The sequence below is a fragment of the Kitasatospora sp. NBC_01287 genome, from assembly GCF_026340565.1.
Taxonomy (GTDB): Bacteria; Actinomycetota; Actinomycetes; order Streptomycetales; family Streptomycetaceae; genus Kitasatospora.
This window is the reverse complement of sequence record NZ_JAPEPB010000001.1, coordinates 3,629,412-3,643,799: the sequence shown is the minus strand read 5'-3', so window position 1 is coordinate 3,643,799 and position 14,388 is coordinate 3,629,412. Positions and strand designations below refer to the sequence as shown.

At 73.2% G+C, this 14,388-nt stretch carries 10 protein-coding genes; 5 read left to right on the top strand and 5 right to left on the bottom strand.

What is annotated here, in order from left to right:
- Positions 1-29 precede the first annotated feature (29 nt).
- The 4 genes from OG455_RS15225 (at position 30) to OG455_RS15210 (ending at position 8,266) form a co-directional block, all read left to right on the top strand.
- On the top strand, positions 30-1,973 hold the full coding sequence (locus OG455_RS15225; protein ID WP_266293988.1) for a BTAD domain-containing putative transcriptional regulator: 1,944 nt from the start codon (positions 30-32) through the stop codon (positions 1,971-1,973).
- A gap of 322 nt (positions 1,974-2,295) precedes the next feature.
- The gene (locus OG455_RS15220) at positions 2,296-3,798 is read left to right on the top strand and encodes a chitinase (RefSeq protein WP_266300796.1); all 1,503 of its coding nucleotides are present in this window, start codon (positions 2,296-2,298) and stop codon (positions 3,796-3,798) included.
- Between the two features lie 64 nt (positions 3,799-3,862).
- A complete protein-coding gene (locus OG455_RS15215) occupies positions 3,863-5,959 on the top strand; it encodes a glycosyl hydrolase family 18 protein (RefSeq protein WP_266293986.1) in 2,097 nt (698 codons plus the stop codon).
- Between the two features lie 330 nt (positions 5,960-6,289).
- Positions 6,290-8,266 (top strand): tetratricopeptide repeat protein, encoded by a 1,977-nt coding sequence (locus tag OG455_RS15210; protein WP_266293984.1) that lies wholly within the window; start codon positions 6,290-6,292, stop codon positions 8,264-8,266.
- 97 nt (positions 8,267-8,363) lie between these two features.
- On the opposite strand, the gene OG455_RS15205 is transcribed toward OG455_RS15210, so the two are convergent.
- The gene (locus OG455_RS15205) at positions 8,364-8,780 is read right to left on the bottom strand and encodes a Fur family transcriptional regulator (protein ID WP_266293982.1); all 417 of its coding nucleotides are present in this window, start codon (positions 8,778-8,780) and stop codon (positions 8,364-8,366) included.
- Between the two features lie 101 nt (positions 8,781-8,881).
- Here OG455_RS15205 and OG455_RS15200 point away from each other — a divergent pair, with 101 nt between their 5' ends.
- Positions 8,882-10,360, top strand: a complete 1,479-nt coding sequence (locus OG455_RS15200) for a catalase (protein WP_266293980.1) — start codon at positions 8,882-8,884, stop codon at positions 10,358-10,360.
- A gap of 99 nt (positions 10,361-10,459) precedes the next feature.
- Here OG455_RS15200 and hisN read toward each other — a convergent pair whose 3' ends face one another.
- The 4 genes from hisN to aroA form a co-directional block, all read right to left on the bottom strand.
- On the bottom strand, positions 10,460-11,257 hold the full coding sequence (gene hisN / locus OG455_RS15195; protein WP_266293978.1) for a histidinol-phosphatase: 798 nt from the start codon (positions 11,255-11,257) through the stop codon (positions 10,460-10,462).
- A 235-nt stretch (positions 11,258-11,492) separates the two neighbouring features.
- Positions 11,493-11,816, bottom strand: coding sequence for a multidrug efflux SMR transporter (locus tag OG455_RS15190; RefSeq protein WP_266293976.1), 324 nt, complete (start codon positions 11,814-11,816; stop codon positions 11,493-11,495).
- 95 nt (positions 11,817-11,911) lie between these two features.
- Complete coding sequence (rsgA, locus tag OG455_RS15185; RefSeq protein WP_266293974.1) at positions 11,912-12,967, bottom strand: ribosome small subunit-dependent GTPase A; 1,056 nt, start codon at positions 12,965-12,967, stop codon at positions 11,912-11,914.
- 17 nt (positions 12,968-12,984) lie between these two features.
- Positions 12,985-14,316: a 3-phosphoshikimate 1-carboxyvinyltransferase gene (gene aroA / locus OG455_RS15180; protein WP_266293972.1), complete on the bottom strand. Its 1,332-nt coding sequence runs from the start codon at positions 14,314-14,316 to the stop codon at positions 12,985-12,987.
- Positions 14,317-14,388: the final 72 nt, after the last annotated feature.

Sequence of the window (14,388 nt, the reverse complement as noted above, 5' to 3'; positions counted from 1 at the left end):
CCGCTCCCACAGGTGAGGGGAGCGGGGGAATGGTCGCGCGGGCCGGGGCGGGCGGGATGCTCCGTTACGAGCTGCTCGGGCCGCTGGTGGTGCACCGGGCCGGGGTGGTCCGCGATCCGGGGCCCGCCATGCAGTGCGCGGTGCTGGCCGTCCTGCTGCTGAGCGCCAACGAGCCGGTGCCCAGGGGGCAGATCGTGCAGGCCGTCTGGGGCGCCCGGGCCACCGTCAACTCGCCGGGCCTGGTGGCGACCTACGTCTCCCGGCTGCGGCGGATCCTGGAGCCCGACCGGCCCCGGCGGGCGGCGGGCACGGTGCTCACCTCGCACGGCGCGGGCTACCGGCTCGCGCTCGGGCCCGGCGAGCTGGACCTGCACGAGTTCGAGGCGGCCCGGCAGCGGGCCAGGGCCCGGCGGGCGGCGGGCCGCCCGGCCGAGGCGGCCGGCGCCCTGGACGAGGCGCTCGCGCTCTGGCGCGGCGGCGGCCTCGACGGGCTGCCCGGGCCGTTCGCCGCGCTGCACCGGGGCCGGCTGGCCGAGCTGCGGCTGGCCGCGCAGGAGGAGCGGTTCGAGCTGGCGCTGCTGCTCGGGCGCCAGCACGAGGTGGTCGCCGAACTCGGGCTGCTGGCGGCCGCGCACCCGCGCCGGGAGCGGCTGCGCGGCCTGCTGATGCTGGCGCTCTACCGGGCGGGTCGGCAGAGCGAGGCGCTGGCCGTCTTCGCCGAGACCCGACAGTCGCTGATCAGCAGTCAAGGTCTGGAACCAGGGCGTGAGTTGGAGGAGCTGCAGCAGCGGATCCTGCGGGCCGACCCGGGCCTGGACCTGGAGCCGGCGCTGGACCGGCCCGGGGCCCCCGCGCTGGCGACCCGGTTGCGGGAGGTCTGCCGACCGGCCCAGCTGCCCAGCGACCTGGCAGATTTCACCGGCCGGTCGGCCGAGGCCAGGCTGCTCGCGCGGACCCTCGGTGCGGGCGGGGTCGGTCGGCGGACCGGGGCGGTGCCGGTGGCCGTGATCAGCGGGCCGCCCGGGGTGGGCAAGACCGCCCTCGCCGTGCACGTGGCCCAACGGCTGCGCGAGCGGTTCCCGGACGGTCAGCTCTACGCCGGGCTGCACGAGGCCGACGGGCGTCCGGGCGAGGCGCGGGCGCTGCTGGGGCGACTGCTCGTCGACCTCGGGGTCGCCCCGGAGGCGCTGCCCGCGGAGGCGGAGCGGCGCGGGGCACTGTTCCGCTCGGTCATCGCTGGGCGCCGGCTGCTGCTGGTGCTGGACGACGCCGGGGACGAGGGGCAGGTGGCGGCGCTGCTGCCGGGCTCGCCCAGCTGTGCGGTGCTGGTCACCGCGCGGGGGCGGCTGGCCGGCCTGCCGCAGGGGCGGGGGGCGGCGCTGGACTGCCTCGGCGGCGGGGACGCGCGGCGGCTGTGGCGGCGGCTGGTCGGTGAGCCGGACGCGGGGGAGCCGCACACGGGGGAGGGGGGCGCGGGGGAGGGGGACGGGGAGGCCGCGCTGCTGGCCGCCTGCGCCGGCCTGCCGCTGGCCCTGCGGGTGGCGGCGGCCCGGCTGTTGGCCCGGCCGGGGCGCCGGCTGGGTGCCCTGGCGGCAAGGCTGGCCGACGAGGAGCGCCGGCTCGGGGAGCTCAGCCCGAGCGGCGGGGGCGTGGCGCAGGCACTCGGCACGGCCTGGGCCCGGTTGCGGCGGGAGCCGGACGGCCTGGCGGCCGGCGCCGCGCTGCGCCTGCTGGCCGCGCTGGACCCGGCCGGCTTCGACGGCCCGGCCGCCGCCCGGCTGCTCGGCCGCCCCGAGCCCCGGGTCGAGCCGCTGCTCGACCTGCTCGCCGAGCACGGCCTGCTGCTCGCCACCCCGGACGGCTGCTACCGGATGCACCCGCTGACCGCGCTGCTCTGCCGGTCGCCGCGGTGGACGGTGGATGGAATCCGGATGCCGCCAGGAGCTCCCAGGAGCGGGCCGCACCCGCGCTGAACTGCCCTGACGGCAAGCCTGGTGATATCGCGTCAGCTCCGTGCGGACTTGACGTGCGGTCGGCCGGGGCCGGTCCGCGAGCGGCTCTTGACCGGCCATTTGGTCTAGTCCACTCTGAGTCCCGTCCGTGCGGACAGCACGCTCCCTGCTGCCTGTGTTCCGCCTCCGCGCGCGGTCCGGTCCGCCGCGCCGTCCAGCCGATCCGAGGAGCCGTATCGTGCAACGTGCGACCAGAGCGATCCAGAGAAGACCCGAGCCGGGCGGGCGGAGCCCGGTGGCCGCCCGCGCCCTGGTGGCCGGTGTGGCCGCCTTCGCCCTCGCGGTGAGCGGCGCGGTGCTGCTCGCGGGAGGCGGCAGTGCCAGCGCCGATCCGGTGAACCTGCTGCAGAACCCGGGCTTCGAGGCCGGCAGCCTCTCCGGCTGGAGCTGTTCGGCGAACTCCGGCGTGGCCGTCACCAGCCCCGTGCACAGCGGGAAGTACGCCCTGCAGGCCACCCCGGCCGGCAGCGACGACGCCCAGTGCGTCCAGCAGGTGGCGGTGGTGCCCAGCTCGACCTACACGCTGAGCGCCTGGGTGCAGGGCAGCTACGTGTACCTGGGCGCCAGCGGGACCGGCGCGACGGACACCTCCACCTGGAGCAGCAACGCCGCCTGGAACCAGCTGACCACCACCTTCAGCACCGGCCCGTCCACCCACACGGTCACCGTCTACCTGCACGGCTGGTACGGCACCGGCGCCTACGGGGCGGACGACCTGGTGCTGACCGGTCCTGGCGGCGGGCCCACCTCCACGGTCAGCACGGGGCCCACCGGCACCGGCTCGCCGAGCTCCAGCGGTTCGCCCAGCTCCAGCGGTTCGCCCACCAGCAGCGGCTCGCCGACCGGTAGCAGCTCGCCCACCACCAGCTCCTCCCCCACGGGACCTGGCGGCGGGAAGCACGTCCTGACCGGCTACTGGCAGGACTTCGACAACGGCGCGACCGACCAGAAGCTCAGCGCCGTCAACCCGGCCTACGACATCATCGCCGTGGCCTTCGCGAACGCCGACCCGACCAGCCCCGGCGGCATCACCTTCAGCCTGGACAGCACGCTGGCGAGCAAGCTCGGCGGCTACACCGACGCGCAGTTCAAGGCCGACATCGCGGCCGAGCACGCGGCCGGCCGCAAGGTGATCGTCTCGGTCGGCGGCCAGAACGGCACCATCTCGGTGAGCGACAGCACCTCGGCGGCCAACTTCGCCAACAGTGCCTACGCGCTGGTCCAGCAGTACGGCTTCGACGGCGTCGACATCGACCTGGAGAACGGCGTCAACTCGACCTACATGAGCCAGGCGCTGCACTCGCTGGCCGCGAAGGTGGGCAGCGGCTTCGTGCTCACCATGGCGCCGCAGACGATCGACATGCAGTCCACCGGGACCGAGTACTTCAAGCTGGCGCTGGCCACCAAGGACATCCTGACCATCGTCAACACCCAGTACTACAACTCCGGTGCGATGAACGGCTGCGACGGCAACGTCTACTCCGAGGGCGGCGTCAACTTCCTGACCGCGCTCGCCTGCATCCAGCTCCAGGGCGGCCTCGCGCCGAGCCAGGTGGGCCTCGGGGTGCCGGCATCGACCAGCGCGGCCGGCAGCGGCTACGTCTCGCCGCAGACCGTGGACAACGCGCTGGACTGCCTGGCGAGCGGGAAGAACTGCGGCACCTTCAAGCCCACCACCACCTGGCCCGGCATCGGCGGCGCGATGACCTGGTCCACCAACTGGGATGCCAGCAACGGCAATTCCATCGCGACGACGGTTGGCGGCCACCTCCACAGCATGAGCTGACCAGCCGTTGGCACCACCGCAAGGCGTCCATCTCTCACCCCCACAGCAGAGAGAAGAGAACCGCATGCGCAGATCGAGCAGAGCGGCAGGGGCGGTGACCGCGGCGGCAGCCATGCTGCTGGGCGGTGCCCTGTCGGTGCTGGGCATGGCCCATGCCCAGGCCTCGCAGAGCGAGTCGGCGGCCACCCCACTGGCCACGACGACCAACACCACGGGCGCGCCCGCCACGTCGGGCGGCATCACGGTGGCCTACTACGACCAGTGGTCGGTCTACCAGAACGCGTTCTACCTGCAGAACGTGGCCGCCAACGGTGAGGCCGGCAAACTCACCTACCTGATCTACGACTTCGAGAACATCGACCCCACCAACCTGACCTGCTTCGAGGCCGACTCGGCCGCCTCGCAGGACGAGAGCAACCCGAACGCGGGTGACGGGGCCGGCGACTCGTACGCCGACTACGGCAAGACCTTCGCCAACGGCAACAGCGTGGACGGCAGCACCGACACCTGGAACCAGCCGCTCGCGGGCAACTTCCACCAGTTGCAGGAGCTGAAGGCGAAGAACCCGAACCTCAAGATCCTGCTGTCGATCGGCGGCTGGACCTACTCGAAGTACTTCTCCGACGCGGCGGCCACCGACGCCTCGCGCAAGAAGCTGGTCTCGTCCTGCATCAACATGTTCATCGACGGGAACCTGCCCTCGCGCAACGGCTACGGCGGCACGGGCACCGGCAAGGGCATCTTCGACGGCTTCGACATCGACTGGGAGTACCCGGGCGGCGGCGGCCACACGGGCAACCACGCCGGCGCTGCCGACAAGCAGGACTACACCGCCCTGCTCTCGGAGTTCCGCTCCGAGTTGAACACCCAGGGCGCGGCCGACGGCAAGACCTACGCGCTCTCGGCGGCGCTGCCCTCCGGTCAGGACAAGCTGCAGTACATCCAGACCGACCAGATCGGCCAGTACCTGACCTTCGGCGACCCGATGACGTACGACATGCACGGCGGTTGGGAGGCCACCGGACCGGCCAACCACCAGTCGCCGATCTACGACAACCCGGCCGATCCGTCCAGCGTGATCGCCCCGGGGACCAGCAAGTACTCGATCGACGAAGCCATCAAGGCCTATACGGTCGGTGATCCGCAGTACGGGATACCAGGCGGCTTCCCGGCGAACAAGCTCACCATCGGGGTGCCCTTCTACTACCGCGGCTGGACCGGGGTGCCGGCGGGCAGCAACCACGGGCTCTTCCAACCGGCCACCGCACCGGCGACCGGCGCGGCGGACTCCGGCAACGTGGCCGGGATCCGGATGTACAAGGAGCTCTCGGGGGTGGTGGACAACCCGGCGGACACCTACTGGGACCCGATAGCGCAAGCCGCCTACTTCTACGACGGCAACAACTTCTGGTCCGGTGAGGACGCCCAGTCGCTCCAGGCGAAGGCCGACTACCTGCACTGCAACGGCCTGGGCGGAACGATGATGTTCTCGCTCTACGACCTGGACCCGGCGGCCACCCTCTTCAACGACGTGGTGAAGGACACCGCCGGCTCGGCGGCCAACTGCCCGGCCCCGCCGGCCAGCCCGTCGCCGTCCCCCTCCTCCTCGCCGTCGAGTTCGCCGTCCTCCTCGCCGTCCTCCTCGCCGTCCTCCTCGCCGTCCTCCTCGCCGTCGAGTTCGCCGTCGAGTTCGCCGTCGTCGTCCCCGTCCTCGTCCCCGTCGGGTTCGCCGAGCTCCAGCCCGTCCTCGTCGCCCACCGTCCCGTCCGGCGGCCCGGTGGTCAACGGCGGCTTCGAGTCCGGCGCGCTCGCCCCGTGGACGTGCACCGGCAACCTGGGCTCGGTGGTGAAGAGCCCGGCGCACTCCGGCTCGTACGCCCTCGCGGGCGCTGCCGGCGCCAGTGACGACGCGCAGTGCTCGCAGACCATCACGGTCAAGCCCAACACCACGTACACGCTCTCCGGTTGGGTGCAGGGCAACTACACCTACCTCGGGGTGACCGGCTCCGGCGCGGACACCTCGACCTGGACCAGCAGCTCCGGCTGGTCCCAGCTCTCGACCAAGTTCACCACCGGCGCCGCGGTCACCTCGGTGACCATCTGGGTGCACGGCTGGTACGGCCAGGGCACGTACTACGCGGATGACATCAGCGTGAGCTGAGGGTCCGTGATCTGAGCAGTCGTGTTCTGATCGGCCGTGTTCCGACCGGCCGTGTTCCGAGCGGCTGTGAGCGGCCGGAGGCGGTGTCACCACAAACGGTGGCACCGCCTCCGGTACTATGGGCGAACAAAACTCGGTACATCCCCGGCGCGGCGGGGTTTGTGGGGCGCGAGTGTCGGGAAATCGACAAAGCGCTGAAGCAATCTCGCCCGCTTCGGCCCGGCCCGGCAAAAACGCCCGAGCCGGTGTACGCGAGTCTTCGGGTGATGCGACGATGGACCACATGGGGGACGGGGCACGGCGGTTGACGAGCCGTGAGTGGGAGTCGGCATGAGGCGGAGCCAGCACAGGCAGGGCGAGCACACCGAGCAGGACCTCGACGTCGCGACCATGCCCTCAGCACCCCCGATCCCTCTGGCGCCCTCCGCGCCCGCAGCCCCTTCGACCCCGTTGACGACGCCCGCTCCCGTACCCGCGCAGCGCGGCAGCCGGCCCGCCGTCAGCGGGCACGCCCACGGCCCCGATAGCCTGGTGCACCTGCCGGCCCCGCAGCTCGCCGGCCGCCACCCCGCCGCGGGCGAGGCGGCTCCCGCCGCGCTGGACGAGGCCGGGAGCGTCTTCGAGACCGCCTCCTTCGAGACCGAGCTGGCGGCCCGCGAGTCCGCCGCCCTGGAGACCCGCCACCGGGCCGCCGCCGAGGCGGGCGACGTCAACGCGGCCAGCCAGCTCGGCGCCCTGCTGCTGCGCCGGGGCGACCCGGACGACGCCGAACCGTATCTGCGCAAGGCGGCGGCGGCCGGCCTGCGGGCCGCCGCCAACAACCTCGGCGTGCTGCTGCACCAGCGCGGCCACCGGGCCGAGGCCGGCGGCTGGTGGCGCCAGGCCGCCGTGGCGGGCAGCGCGCCGGCCGCGCACGCGCTCGGCCTGCACCTGCGCGACCACGGTGACGAGGAGTCCGCCGAGTACTGGCTGCACTTCGCCGCCGAGCAGGGCCACCCGCTGGGCGCCTACGCGCTGGGCGACCTGATGGAGCACCGGCGCGACGTGCGTGCCGAGCGCTGGTTCAAGGCGGCCGCCGACGCGGGCCACCGGGAGGCGGCCTACCGGCTGGCCCGGATGCGCGAGGCGGCGGGCGACAAGGAGAGCGCCGAGACCTGGTACCGCACGGCGGCCGTGCGCAGCCACGCCCGGGCCGCGCTGCGCCTGGGCGTGCTGGTGGAGGAGCGCGGCGCGCGGGACGAGGCGGCTCGCTGGTACCGGCAGTCGGCGCAGAACGGCGAGCCGCGGGCGGCCTGCGCGCTCGGCTTCCTGCTGCGCGACTCCGGCGACCTGCCGTCGGCCGCCGAGTGGTGGCAGGAGGCGGCCGAGGCGGGCGACGGCAACGCAGCCAACGCGCTCGGCGCGCTGCACGCGGGGCGCGGCGAGGACGGCGCCGCCGAGCGCTGGTACCGCGCGGCGCTGGAGGCCGGCGACCACAACGGCGCCTTCAACCTCGGCCTGCTCTGCGCCGGCGCGGGCCGCCAGGCGCAGGCCGAGCAGTGGTACCGCAGGGCCGCCTACGCCGGGCACCGGGAGGCCTGCAACGCGCTGGCCGTGATCCTGCTGCAGCGCGGCGACGAGTCCGGGGCCGAGCCGTGGTTCTCCAAGGCCGCCGAGGCCGGCAGCGTCGACGGCGCCTTCAACCTCGGCATCCTGCACGCCAACCGCGGCGAGCACCAGCAGGCCCAGGAGTGGTACGCCCGGGCCGCCGCCGAGGGGCACGGCGAGGCGGCCCTGCAGCTCGCGGTGGCCAAGGAGCAGCGCGGCGACCTGACCGCCGCCATGCAGCGCTACCGCCAGGCGGCCGACGGCGGCTCCGCCGAGGGCGCCTTCCGGCTGGCCTCACTGCTCGACCGGCGCGGGGACGTGCCGGAGGAGGCCGAGCACTGGTACGCGATCGCGGCCGACGCCGGCCACGCCAGGGCCCAGGTGCGGATGGGTGTGCGGGCCGCCGAGCGCGGTGCGCTGGAGATCGCCGAGAGCTGGTACCGCCGGGCGGCCGGGACGGGCAGCCGCAGCGGCGCCTTCAACCTCGGCCTGCTGCTGGCCCGGCAGGAGCGGGAGGCCGAGGCGATGCTCTGGTACACCCGGGCCGCCGACGCCGGGCACGGCCGGGCCGCGCTGCGGCTCGCCCTGCTGGCGCTGCGCCGCGGCGAGCCGGTTCAGGCGGAGAACTGGTGCCGGCGGGCGAGTGACTACGGCCCGCCGGAGGTGGCCGAGCGCGCGGCCCGACTGCTGGACGCGCTGCGCCCGGAGCTCAGCGCCTGACCCCGCGTCGGCGCTGACCGGCCTGCCGGGCCGGCTGCCGTGCGGCCGACCAGCCGGGGGGCGAGTCGGCGCTCGCGGTGGTCAGCGCCCGCGGTGGTCAGCGCCCGCGGCAGTCCGGGCAGAGCCCGCGGTAGGTGATCTCGGCACCGGAGACCGCGAAGCCGAAGCGCTCCGCGTCCGGCAGGGCGGCCAGCGGGTCGGCGCTGGGGTGGACGTCCCGGATGGTGCCGCAGGCCGAGCAGACCAGGTGCTGGTGCGCGTGGTGCGCGTTCGGGTCGTACCGCTTGGCCCGGCCGTCGGTGCTGACCTCCAGCACCTCGCCGAGCGAGACCAGTTCGCCGAGCGTGTTGTAGACCGTCGCCCGGCTGATCTCCGGCAGCAGCGTGACCGCGCGGGCGTGCACCTCGTCCGCGGTCAGGTGGACGTGCTCGCCGTCCAGGACCTCCGCGACCACGCGCCGCTGCGCGGTGAGTCGCCAGCCCTGCGCGCGCAGCCGTGTCAGTAGGTCGCTCATGACAGGAACCATAGCAAGTTCCGAAGTTGGGTCCAGTATTGACTTAGACAATGTCCAAGTTAGGATCGGGTCAGACGACCGGACGACGCGGAGGAGCTCCCATGACTGCCCAGGACGGGCTGCGGCCGACCCTGACCACCGAGGCCGGTGCGCCGGTGGCCGACAACCAGAACACCGAGTCCGCCGGTACCGGCGGACCGGCCCTGATCCAGGACCAGTTGCTCTTCGAGAAGCTCGCGCACTTCAACCGCGAGCGGATCCCGGAGCGCGTGGTGCACGCCCGCGGTGCGGCGGCCTACGGCACCTTCACGGTGACCGCGGACGTCACGCCGTACACCCGGGCGAAGTTCCTCGCCGAGGTGGGCAAGCGGACCGAGACCTTCCTGCGGTTCTCCACCGTGGCCGGCAACCTCGGTTCCGCGGACGCCGTGCGCGACCCCCGCGGGTTCGCGCTGAAGTTCTACACCGAGGAGGGCAACTACGACCTCGTCGGCAACAACACCCCGGTCTTCTTCATCAAGGACGCCATCAAGTTCCCCGACTTCATCCACACCCAGAAGCGCGACCCGTACACCGGCTCCCAGGAGGCGGACAACGTCTGGGACTTCTGGGGCCTGTCGCCCGAGTCGACCCACCAGGTGACGTGGCTCTTCGGCGACCGGGGCATCCCGGCGAGCTACCGCCACCTGAACGGCTACGGATCGCACACCTACCAGTGGCAGAACGAGGCCGGCGAGTACTTCTGGGTGAAGTACCACTTCAAGACCGACCAGGGGATCAGGAACCTGACGGCCGAGGCGGCGGCGAAGCTCGCGGGCGAGGACCCGGACAGCCACCAGCGCGACCTGCGCGAGGCGATCGAGCGCGGCGAGTTCCCGAGCTGGACCGTGCAGGTGCAGGTGATGCCGGCCGCCGACGCCGCGGCGTACCGTTTCAACCCGTTCGACCTGACCAAGGTCTGGCCGCACGAGGACTACCCGCCGATCGAGATCGGCAAGCTGGAGCTCAACCGCAACCCCGACAACGTCTTCGCCGAGGTCGAGCAGTCGATCTTCTCCCCGGCGCACTTCGTGCCCGGCATCGGCCCCTCCCCGGACAAGATGCTGCAGGGCCGGCTCTTCGCCTACGCGGACGCGCACCGCTACCGGGTCGGCATCAACGCCGACCAGCTGCCGGTGAACCGCCCGCACGCCACCGAGGCGCGCACCAACAGCCGCGACGGCCACCTCTACGACGGCCGGCACGGGCGTCAGAAGAACTACGAGCCGAACAGCTTCGGCGGCCCGGCGCAGAGCGGCCGTCCGCTCTGGGCGGCCACCGAGGTCAGCGGCCGCACCGGCACCCACGAGGCGCCCACGCACCGCGAGGACAGCGACTTCGGGCAGGCGGGCACCCTCTACCGGCTCTTCTCCGAGGAGGAGAAGCGGCGCCTGATCGAGAACCTGGCCGGCTTCATCGCCAAGGTCTCCGCCGACCGCGAGGACATCGTGGAGCGGGCGATCGGCAACTTCCGTCAGGCCGACGCCGACTACGGGCAGCGCCTGGAGGCGGCCGTGCGCGAGCTGCGCAAGCAGCGGTAGCGCGGCAGTGGTTCGGGCTCCCGGGTAGGGACCCCCCAAGACCGCGGGCCCCCACGATCAGCTGACTGATCGTCGGGGCCCGCACCCATGCCGCCGGCGCTACACGCTCAGCCGGCGCAGCGCCTCCTCGTGCAGCAGCCCGTTGGAGGCCACCGCGTCCGCGCCGCCCGGGCCGTCGATGCCGTCCAGGCCGGTGAAGCGCCCGCCGGCCTCCTGCACCACGACGCACGGGGCTGCCATGTCCCACAGGCTCAGCTCCGGCTCGGCGGCGATGTCCACCGCGCCCTCGGCGAGCATCATGTAGGACCAGAAGTCCCCGTAGGCGCGGGTGCGCCAGCAGGCCCGGGTCAGGTCCAGGAAGGGATCGAGCCGGCCGCGCTCCTCCCAGCCGCTCAGCGAGGAGTAGGAGAGCGAGGCGTCCTCGATCCGGGAGACCCCCGAGACGTGGATCCGCGCGGCCTTGGCCAGGCTCCGCCCGGCGTACGCGCCCAGGTCCTTCGCCGCCCACCAGCGCCGCTGCAGCGCGGGCGCCGAGACGATGCCGACCACCGGCTGCAGCTCGCCGTCCGGGGCCTCCTCCAGCAGCGCGATCAGGGTGGCCCAGACCGGCACGCCGCGGATGTAGTTCTTGGTCCCGTCGATCGGATCGATCACCCAGCGCCGCGGCCCGGTGCCGACCAGCCCGAACTCCTCGCCCAGCACCGCGTCCCGCGGCCTGGCCCGCTGCAGCACGCTGCGCACCAGCTCCTCGGCGGCCTTGTCGGCGTCGCTGACCGGTGTCAGGTCGGGCTTGGTCTCGACCTTCAGGTCCAGCGCGCGGAAGCGCTCCAGGGTGATGGAGTCGGCCGAATCGGCGAGCACATGGGCAAGGCGGAGGTCATCGTGGTAGTCGGCCATGGGTCGAACAGTAGCGAGCCGCCCGGTGAATCGACAGCTCGGCTCGCTCGGCGGACGGTCAGGACGGCCGGCTACTCGTGGACGGGGAAGGCGCTGGTGTCGAGGCTGAAGCCGAACGGCTCGGGCAGAGCCGTTGCCGGCTCCATGCCGGCTCCATGCCGGCACCCCGCCCCGGCACCCCGGCCCTAGGCCGTGTCTGACAATTCCCGCCGGGCCGCGAATTGTCAGACACGGCCTAGTGTCCCGACCCGCTCAGCTGCAGCCCCACCACGCCCGCGATGACCAGGGAGATCGAGACCAGCTTGAGTGCCGAGGAGCTCTCGTCCATCCAGACCATGCCGTAGATCGCGGTGCCCGCCGCGCCGATCCCGGTCCAGACCGCGTAGGCGCTGCCGACCGGCAGGTGCTTCAGCGAGAGGGTGAGCAGCCCGAAGCTGCTCAGCGCGAAGAGGGCGAAGGCGATGGTGGGGCCGAGGCGGGTGAAGCCGTGGCTGAGCTTGAGGTTGATCGCGAAACCGGTCTCCAGCAGCCCCGCGACGATCACCATGAGCCATGCCATCGCTTCGTCTCCTTTGCGATCGGTTGACCTTCTTATGATCACCAATCAGCGCGGCGCTGACACCTGCAACGTGCGGCCCGGGCCGCGCGCCCCGCTCAGTCGCTCTCGTGCGCCTCCTTGGTCGACAGCAGCCGGCGCAGCGAGTAGAGCCGGGCCGGGTCGGCGTGGCCCTCGGCGACCCAGGCGTCCAGCGCGCAGTCGGGCTCGTCGTGGCTGCAGGCGCGCGGGCAGTCGGCGGTGCCGGGCTCCAGGTCGGGGAAGGCGAGGATCACCCGGGACGGGTCGATGTGCGACAGGCCGAAGGAGCGGAAGCCGGGGGTGTCGATCACCCAGCCCGGGTCCAGTGCCTTCTTCGAGCCCGGCTTGGCCCCGGGCGGCGGCGGCAGCCGCAGCGCGAGCGCGGAGACCGTGGTGTGCCGGCCGCGCCCGGTGACCGCGTTGACCCGGCCCGTGGACCGCTGGTGCTCCGGCACCAGGGCGTTGACCAGGGTGGTCTTGCCGACCCCGGAGTGCCCGATGAAGACGGTGGACAGGCCGCGCAGCCGCTCCCTGACCGCCTCCGCGCCGGCGGAGGCCAGCTCGTCGCGGTTGGTCACCACGTACTCGATGCCGAGCGGGGCGTAGGACTCCAGCAGTGGTGCGGCCGAGGCCAGATCGGCCTTGGTGAGCACCAGCAGCGGCGTCATGCCCGCGTCGTAGGCCGCCACCAGGCAGCGGTCGATCAGCCGGGGGCGCGGCTCGGGATCGGCCAGCGCGGTGACGATGGCCAGTTGGTCGGCGTTGGCCACCACGATCCGCTCGTAGGGGTCGTCGTCGTCAGCCGTGCGGCGCAGCACCGAGGTGCGCTCCTCGACCCGGACGATCCGGGCCAGTGTGTCCGCCTCGCCGGAGAGGTCGCCGACCAGGCTGACGGTGTCGCCCACCACCACGCCCTTGCGGCCGAGCTCGCGGGACTTCATCGCGAGCACCTCGCGCTCCTGCTTGGTCCCGGCCTCGACCAGGCAGGTCAACCGCCCGCGGTCGACGGTGAGGATCATCGCCTCGGCGGCGTCCTCGTGCTTGGGCCTGATCCTGGTCCGGGGCCGGGAACCCTTGCGGCCCGGGCGGTTGCGGATGTCGTCCTCGTCGGCGTCCTTGCCGTAGCGGCGCATGATGCTGGTACTCCCGCTCAGTTGCCGGCCGCCGCCGGATCGAGCAGTGCGGCCCACATCGCCGGGAAGTCCGGCAAGGTCTTCGCGGTGGTCGCCACATTCTCCACCTGGACGCCGGGCACCGCGAGCCCGAGCACGGCCGCGGCGGTGGCCAGCCGGTGGTCCTCGTAGGTGTGGAAGACGCCGCCGCGCAGCGGGCGCGGGCGGATCCGCAGGCCGTCCTCCGTCTCGGTGACCTCGCCGCCGAGGGCGTTGATCTCCTTGGCCAGCGCGGCCAGCCGGTCGGTCTCGTGCAGGCGCAGGTGGGAGATGCCGAACAGGTGGGACTCCGAGTCGGCCAGGGCGGCCACCGCGGCGATCACCGGGGTCAGCTCGCCGACGTCGTGCAGGTCGGCCTCGATGCCGTGGATCGCGCCGCCACCGGTGAACTCCAGCCCCTCGTCGGTGAAGCGGCAGCTGCCGCCCATCCGGGTGTAGAGCTCGCGCAGCTGGTCGCCGGGCTGGGTGGTGTGCCGGGGCCAGTCGCGGACGGTGACCCGGCCGTCGGTGACCAGTGCGGCGGCGAAGAACGGCGCGGCGTTGGACAGGTCGGGCTCGACCACCAGGTCGCGGCCGCGCAGCGCACCGGGGGTGACCCGCCAGACGTCCTTCTCGCCGCCGTCCTCCGGGGCGTCGACCTGGACGCCGGCCAGTCGCAGCATGTCGACCGTCATCCGGATGTGGGGGAGGGAGGGGACCGGGCCGCCGGTGTTGCGGATCTCCACGCCCTGGTTGTAGCGGGCGCCGGAGAGCAGCAGCGCGCTGACGAACTGGGAGGAGGCGGAGGCGTCCAGCTCGACGGCGCCACCCTCCAGGGCGCCGGTGCCGTGCACGGTGAGCGGGAAGCCGCCGCGCCCGGCGTCCTCGATCCGGGCGCCGAGGGCGCGCAGGGAGTCGATCACGCCGTGCTGGGGGCGCTCGTAGGAGCGCGGGTCGCCGTCGAAGTGGACGGGGCCGTCGGCCAGGGCGGCCAGCGGCGGCAGGAAGCGCATGACCGTGCCGGCGTTGCCCACGTCCACCTGGGCGGGGCCGGCCAGCTGGGTGGCCGGGATGATCCGCCAGGCCTCGCCGCCGCCGGTGCCGCCGGAGGAGTTGTTGACCTGCTCCTCGATGCCGACGCCGAGCGCGCGCAGCCCGTCCGCCATCAGCTGGGAATCCCGGCTGCGCAGCGGCCGGCGCACCCAGCCGGGCTCGGCCGCCAGCGCGGCCAGGATCAGCGCCCGGTTGGTGACGGACTTGGAGCCGGGGATGGTGACGGTCGCGTCGACTGCGGTGGTCGCGACGGGGGCGGGCCACGGGGTCTCGGTCATGCGGTCAGTTTAGGGGGAGCCCGGCGCGCGGTCCGGCGCCCGTTCCGGCCTGTGGACAACCTCGGCCCTGTG

What these genes read in the sequence shown, in the direction of transcription:
- OG455_RS15205 (WP_266293982.1), bottom strand. Translation starts at nt 8,780, where the DNA reads ATGAGCGACCTACTGACACGGCTGCGCGCGCAGGGCTGGCGACTCACC.
- OG455_RS15215 (WP_266293986.1), top strand. Translation starts at nt 3,863, where the DNA reads ATGCGCAGATCGAGCAGAGCGGCAGGGGCGGTGACCGCGGCGGCAGCC.
- OG455_RS15200 (WP_266293980.1), top strand. Translation starts at nt 8,882, where the DNA reads ATGACTGCCCAGGACGGGCTGCGGCCGACCCTGACCACCGAGGCCGGT.
- OG455_RS15190 (WP_266293976.1), bottom strand. Translation starts at nt 11,816, where the DNA reads ATGGCATGGCTCATGGTGATCGTCGCGGGGCTGCTGGAGACCGGTTTC.
- OG455_RS15225 (WP_266293988.1), top strand. Translation starts at nt 30, where the DNA reads ATGGTCGCGCGGGCCGGGGCGGGCGGGATGCTCCGTTACGAGCTGCTC.
- rsgA (WP_266293974.1), bottom strand. Translation starts at nt 12,967, where the DNA reads ATGCGCCGCTACGGCAAGGACGCCGACGAGGACGACATCCGCAACCGC.
- OG455_RS15210 (WP_266293984.1), top strand. Translation starts at nt 6,290, where the DNA reads ATGAGGCGGAGCCAGCACAGGCAGGGCGAGCACACCGAGCAGGACCTC.
- hisN (WP_266293978.1), bottom strand. Translation starts at nt 11,257, where the DNA reads ATGGCCGACTACCACGATGACCTCCGCCTTGCCCATGTGCTCGCCGAT.
- aroA (WP_266293972.1), bottom strand. Translation starts at nt 14,316, where the DNA reads ATGACCGAGACCCCGTGGCCCGCCCCCGTCGCGACCACCGCAGTCGAC.